At 32.8% G+C, this 5,689-nt stretch carries 6 protein-coding genes; 1 reads left to right on the top strand and 5 read right to left on the bottom strand.

What is annotated here, in order from left to right; all coding sequences use genetic code 11:
* Nucleotides 1-414 precede the first annotated feature (414 nt).
* Nucleotides 415-1,167 carry a Rossmann-like domain-containing protein gene (locus MWH25_RS12440; RefSeq protein WP_248627973.1) on the bottom strand — a complete coding sequence of 251 codons (753 nt, stop codon included), beginning with the start codon at nt 1,165-1,167 and terminating at the stop codon, nt 415-417.
* A gap of 20 nt (nt 1,168-1,187) precedes the next feature.
* Complete coding sequence (locus MWH25_RS12435) at nt 1,188-1,532, bottom strand: transposase (RefSeq protein WP_248627972.1); 345 nt, start codon at nt 1,530-1,532, stop codon at nt 1,188-1,190.
* 165 nt (nt 1,533-1,697) lie between these two features.
* Here MWH25_RS12435 and MWH25_RS12430 point away from each other — a divergent pair, with 165 nt between their 5' ends.
* Nucleotides 1,698-1,862, top strand: a complete 165-nt coding sequence (locus tag MWH25_RS12430) for a ribbon-helix-helix domain-containing protein (protein WP_248627971.1) — start codon at nt 1,698-1,700, stop codon at nt 1,860-1,862.
* Between the two features lie 445 nt (nt 1,863-2,307).
* On the opposite strand, the gene MWH25_RS12425 is transcribed toward MWH25_RS12430, so the two are convergent.
* The 3 genes from MWH25_RS12425 to MWH25_RS12985 form a co-directional block, all read right to left on the bottom strand.
* A complete protein-coding gene (locus MWH25_RS12425; protein WP_248627970.1) occupies nt 2,308-3,396 on the bottom strand; it encodes a PRK06851 family protein in 1,089 nt (362 codons plus the stop codon).
* A 223-nt stretch (nt 3,397-3,619) separates the two neighbouring features.
* Nucleotides 3,620-5,140: an AbgT family transporter gene (locus MWH25_RS12420; protein ID WP_248627969.1), complete on the bottom strand. Its 1,521-nt coding sequence runs from the start codon at nt 5,138-5,140 to the stop codon at nt 3,620-3,622.
* A 152-nt stretch (nt 5,141-5,292) separates the two neighbouring features.
* Complete coding sequence (locus tag MWH25_RS12985) at nt 5,293-5,424, bottom strand: hypothetical protein (RefSeq protein ID WP_282706974.1); 132 nt, start codon at nt 5,422-5,424, stop codon at nt 5,293-5,295.
* Nucleotides 5,425-5,689: the final 265 nt, after the last annotated feature.

Raw genomic sequence — 5,689 nt, 5'->3', positions numbered from 1 at the left:
GCAGAACTCAATTTAGTTTCTCCTGCTTTAAGTTTGTCAGCGACAGTTTGACGATTCTTAACTACTTCTGCAATATTATTTAAGAATATATTCTCTTTTCTTTTAGTTGGTTTTAGCAACTCTAGGACATAAGTTAATTGCATATTATCACCTTTTAATATTATGTTAGGTTTTTGTTATGTTTGTGTTAATTATAAACTAAAACATAATGTTTATCAAGGGTAATGTAGGTGTTCTTTTCTTTTTTTACATTATTTTAACATCATACACCACTTTATAACTTTGCTAAGCAGCGTTTCTTTTATCAATAAAGCAACTTAAACTACTCTTTAAAACAGAATATATTTTTGTACTTTCGAGAATCTTATTCAATTTTTTAAATATCTTTTTCAGAATCTTATAAAAACATCATTTTCAACGACCATAAAAACATAATTGAGGAAGTTCTAATAAACTTACAACTCCAGAAATTGTATTCCCAAAGATAAAATAATCTTTATTATAAGAGTTAATAATATCTAAAATATCATCAATACTACCATTAATAATAGAAGAGCCTGTAAAGAGAATTAAATCAGCCTCTCTAATCAATCTTTCATTATCTTTTCTTCCATCCCAAACTTCAACCCCGAAGCTCTTTATACCAATCTTCTCTTGATTTAAATCTGTTATGGTTATCTTCTCTGCACCAAAAACTTTAGTGCATTCTTCTAAAATAGCAGGTTGATAGCCAATAATCCCTATCTTGTCTATATTATTAAAATTATTTTCAATCCACATCACAATTTCACAAGCACATAGTTCAGGCTCTTCATCCTTACAATGAACAGTCTTTTCGGCTAAATCAAGATTACGCAAAACAGCATTAATAGTAGCCACCAATAAAGCTCGATGATAATTATTATCCAATGATAAGTCAATAACCTCTTGCAAGCTACCTTTGAAATTACCAGGATGATCAGTAAAAGACTGACCATAACTCCCATTAAACTCCGCTTGAATCATCACTTCTTGACCCTGAATTAACGGAAAATCACCTCGTTTAGGATTGCCAATTGCCTCTTCAGTCGATAAACCTCTAGCATTAATCATTATAGCTTGATCTAATAATTGATTTTCAATAATTATCTCTTCAAATCTCTCTTTAGCTTTTTCTAAAACACCCATTTCTTCTCAACTCCTTTTTACTAACTTACTCTACCAATATTTAAAATTTTATCTCCTAAAAACTCTGCTTCCTTTCGATTATGAGTTACACAAATGAAAGGAATCTGCCATAACTGTTGAACCCTTTTGATTTCCTGTTTCATTCTAGTTTTTGAAGTATGATCACCTAGCATTATATCAGCATCTAATATAACATTTGCTTCCTTATCTTTAGAATTTAAATCTAAAAATCTAATAATTTCAATTTTAGTATTAGATTTTGCTCTAGTAACAAAATAGATATCATTATCTATAAACTCATCAAACTTTTGATACTTTATATAGGCTCTATCAAAGAGAATAGTTGAAGAATCTAAAATTTTCACAAAACCAATTTCTTTTAAGACTTTTTGAAGTCCTTTATTAGCGTTAAGCTTATCAAATTGGTATTGAAAAATTTCAAAGAATATCTCATAAGGTCTACTTTCATTTTTACGAGATAACTAGATTTGCTTATTTTAGGTAATGTTCTATTTAGTGGAGATGTTAATATGGCTTTAAAAAATAGAATTCGGATAGGCACTACTTTAGATAATGAGGTTAATAAAAAATTAGAGAAACTACACAAAGCAACGCATATTCCTAAGTCTAAATTGTTTGACGAGGTTATTAAGGATTCATATGAGAAATATAAGAATAATTTTAAAATTGATTAAAAATTAAAATAGCCAATTCATCCCCGCCCTAATTCAAGGGCGAGGCTTTCTTGGCTATAGTTCTGTAACTCATAATTTAACGCCCTTGATTTTAACTATTCACTATTAAATATTAAATATTCATTGCTTCTCTCTATATTCCTTCGGGTTCTTCGAATCCTTCGTAATGAAAAAATCCGCTCTTAGATTTTTTCTATTACTCTCTATCACCTAATTTTTAACTGTACATTGTAAATTGTACATTGTACATTTGTTTCTTACTTCCCCCTCCGGGTTCTTCGAACCCTTCGTGATGAAAAAATCCGCTCTTAGATTTTTTCTATTACTCTCTATCACCTAATTTTTAACTGTACATTGTAAATTGTACATTGTACATTTGTTTCTTACTTCCCCCTCCGGGTTCTTCGAACCCTTCGTGATGAAAAAATCCGCTCTTAGATTTTTTCTATCCTCTATTCTCTGCTCTTAAGAGCTCTTCCTCCACTTCTTGCCTACGCTCTTCCACAGCATCAAAGTCCATCACTTCAATATAATAATCCTCCAGCTCATCATGTAAAAATTTAGCCTGCTTAATCATATCCTGTGCCTTATCAATCACAATTTGATATCTCCTTTTAGTATTAGCTATAATCCGCCTATTATTTTTAACAACCCCTGGATCAACACATTCCAGCATATTGACAATTTGATCACCTTCGTAAGCAGGATCAACTACATGAGGTGCTGTTCCATCAAGCAATGCTACCTTCAATTGATCGATCACAAGTAGATCAACACTATCAGGAGCAAAAGAACAATGACCATAACAGACATCAAATCCTCTTTCCCTAGCTGCTTGCCCTACCTTCTTAACTAAAGTCGATTTTCCTGTCCCTGCTCTACCTTTAATAATATATCTTTGCTCCATATCTTGAGTTATATTATCGAAATAATTAATCGTTCCCTGTGCCGTAAAAGCACTGCCAAATAGATGGCGTTCTGCTCCCAACTGCTCTGCTAACTGCTGCTCTCCTAAAATTTGCTCAATTAAATCCTCCGCTTTACAATTAGCTTGTTGAAAGTCCATTCCTTCTAAATAATAATCTTCCCACTCATCATGAATCAATTTAGCTTCCTTAAGATAAGCATAAGCCTTCTGAAAAGAATTCCAAACCCCTTTACTCAAACTGACTATCTTATCTTTATTTTGCCTTAGTGGTGACTTATCCCAATATCTGCCCAGATTTATTATTTCATCTACTGCTCCAGGATACTTAGGATCAACTAAATGAGGAGCTGTTGCATCCAATAAAGCTACTTTTAATTTAGGAACTACTACTCCATCAAGTGATTCTTTATCCGATGAACACCAGTGTTTTTCAAGATCATACCCTTCTTCAACCATTTTTTCTGCTATTCGCTTCATAAATGTTGATTTTCCTGTACCAGGCCCTCCTTTAATCATAAAAACTCTATCACATTGATAAGGAAGATATTCAAAGAAGGAATAGAAACCTTGGCTTGTATTCCCACTAGAAAAATAATTTTTAATCATCAATTTCCCCCCTCCTTACTTAATTCAAATACTAACTTTAGCTATTATAATCTTTATGTATTAATTAAAAGTATTATATCTGAATCATACACATCAATTTAATCAAAATCACTAAACTAAAAAATTAAAAATTATTCACAACTCTTATACTCAAAATTTTCCCAACAAAAAAATTTTAGCATCTACCTAATACCAGATAGATACTAAAATTGATTCTAACTTTTTAGTAGAATAAAGTTCCTCCTGGGCCAATTGGTAACCCAAAAGTAAACCAAACTATTAACATAATAGTCCATATGATCATAAACGCAAAGGAATAAGGCATCATAGTTGAGATTAGAGTACCAATTCCCATTTTTTCATCATACTTTTTAGCAAAAGCTATAATAATTGCAAAATAAGACATCAATGGACTAATGATGTTAGTCACTGAATCTCCAATTCTATATGCTAACTGAGTAAACTCAGGACTATAACCCAATTCCATCAGCATCGGAACGAAGACAGGTGCCATAATAGCCCACTTAGCTGATGCACTACCAATAAAGATATTTATAAAGCCAGCTACTATAATAAATGCAATAATCATTGGTAATCCAGTAAAGTTAACTGCCTGTAAGAATTCAGCTCCATTGATTGCTAAAATTGTCCCAATATTTGACCAACCAAAATAAGCAACAAATTGTCCAGCTGCAAAAGCTAATGCAATATACATCCCCATATCTGACATAGCTTCAGAAAATCCGTCAGCCACATCTGAATCATCCTCAATCGAACCAGTCTTAAGTCCAAAAGCTAACCCTGGTACAAAGAAGAATATAGCAATCATTGGTACCATACCCGCAACAAAAGGACTTCCTCCTGTAATAATTCCACCAGCATCATTTCTCAAGATACCATTTGCAGGTACAACCAATGCTGCTACTGCTGCAATAGCAACCAATAACCAAACAAGTGCTGATCTCAACCCTTTAGCTTCAAGAGCTGTCAACTCTTCTAATTTTTCTGTATATTCACCTTCATATTCACCAAGTCTCGGTACTACAATCCTCTCTGTCACCCAAGTACCTACAAAAGTAACTAAGAAAGTAGATGCAATCATAAAGTACCAGTTAACAGTAGGCGCAACTGCATACGCTGGATCCATTAACTGAGCCGCCTCTTCAGTAATTCCTGCCAATAATGGATCAAGTGTTGATACTAATAAGTTAGCACTAAAACCACCTGATACCCCTGCAAAAGCTGCTGCTAAACCTGCTAATGGATGTCTTCCTTTAGCTGCAAAAATAATCGCTCCCAAAGGAACCAATACAACATATCCAGCATCTGAAGCTACATTAGACATGATTCCTGCAAATACAATTGCTGCAGTAATGTAACGGTCAGGAGCTCCTAATACGATCTTCTTCAAAGCCGCTTTGATCAATCCTGACTTATCTGCTACACCAACACCTAACATAGCTACTAACACAGTTCCTAGTGGAGCAAAGCCTGTAAAGTTATCTACTGCTTCAGAAAAGACCCTTCTAATTCCATATCTAGAAAGAAGGTTAACTGCTTCAATCGTTTCACCTGTTCCTGGATGCTCTACTGATAATCCCATTAGACTTACCACCCAAGAAAGTACTAATGTTAATCCTGCTAACATAAAAAATAGCGTGATCGGATGTGGTAGTTTATTACCTACTTTTTCTACTATATTTAAACTCCGATCAATAATTCCATTGTTTTTCTCTTTACTCATTTACTCTCCTCCTCTTTAAACATCCTCCCTTTTTATTTAATCATTTCTCTTCCAATGCTAAATATTCTATATATTTTTCAAATCTCCTGTATAGAATACAAAAAAGTTCATCCAATTTTTACCTGGTTGTTCTTTCATAAGATATTGCAAATCTAGCTCGCTCTTAAATAGTTGACATTAAAATAAATTGTTATCTCTTCTATTTCGCTAGAACAGCCACAAGCCACTGCTAAAAGTAGAACTAAAACTAATGATAAAGCTACTAAACCTTTTTTCTCAAACATTTCTTTACCTCCTAGATTTTTATTATTGTTATTGAAAATCAATCTCAGTTAACTAACATTTATAATTATAATAAAAATCATTATCAAGGGTTTCGTTAATTATTTTTAGTTATTTACTCTGATTTATCGATTTTAACCTTCCTAACTAAAAACTAACAAGAGGCTTTTAGCTTTTAAATCAGAACTTTAATATATAGACGTCCTATGTCAAGTAAAAATTTGGAACTTAATTTTAGGGTATAGTTTCCCCTAGGTCAATTTTTGA

This window comes from Natroniella acetigena, from assembly GCF_023227745.1.
Taxonomy (GTDB): Bacteria; Bacillota; Halanaerobiia; order Halobacteroidales; family Halobacteroidaceae; genus Natroniella; species Natroniella acetigena.
Note: the sequence above shows the minus strand (reverse complement) of the source record. Positions and strands in the feature narration are given on the sequence as shown.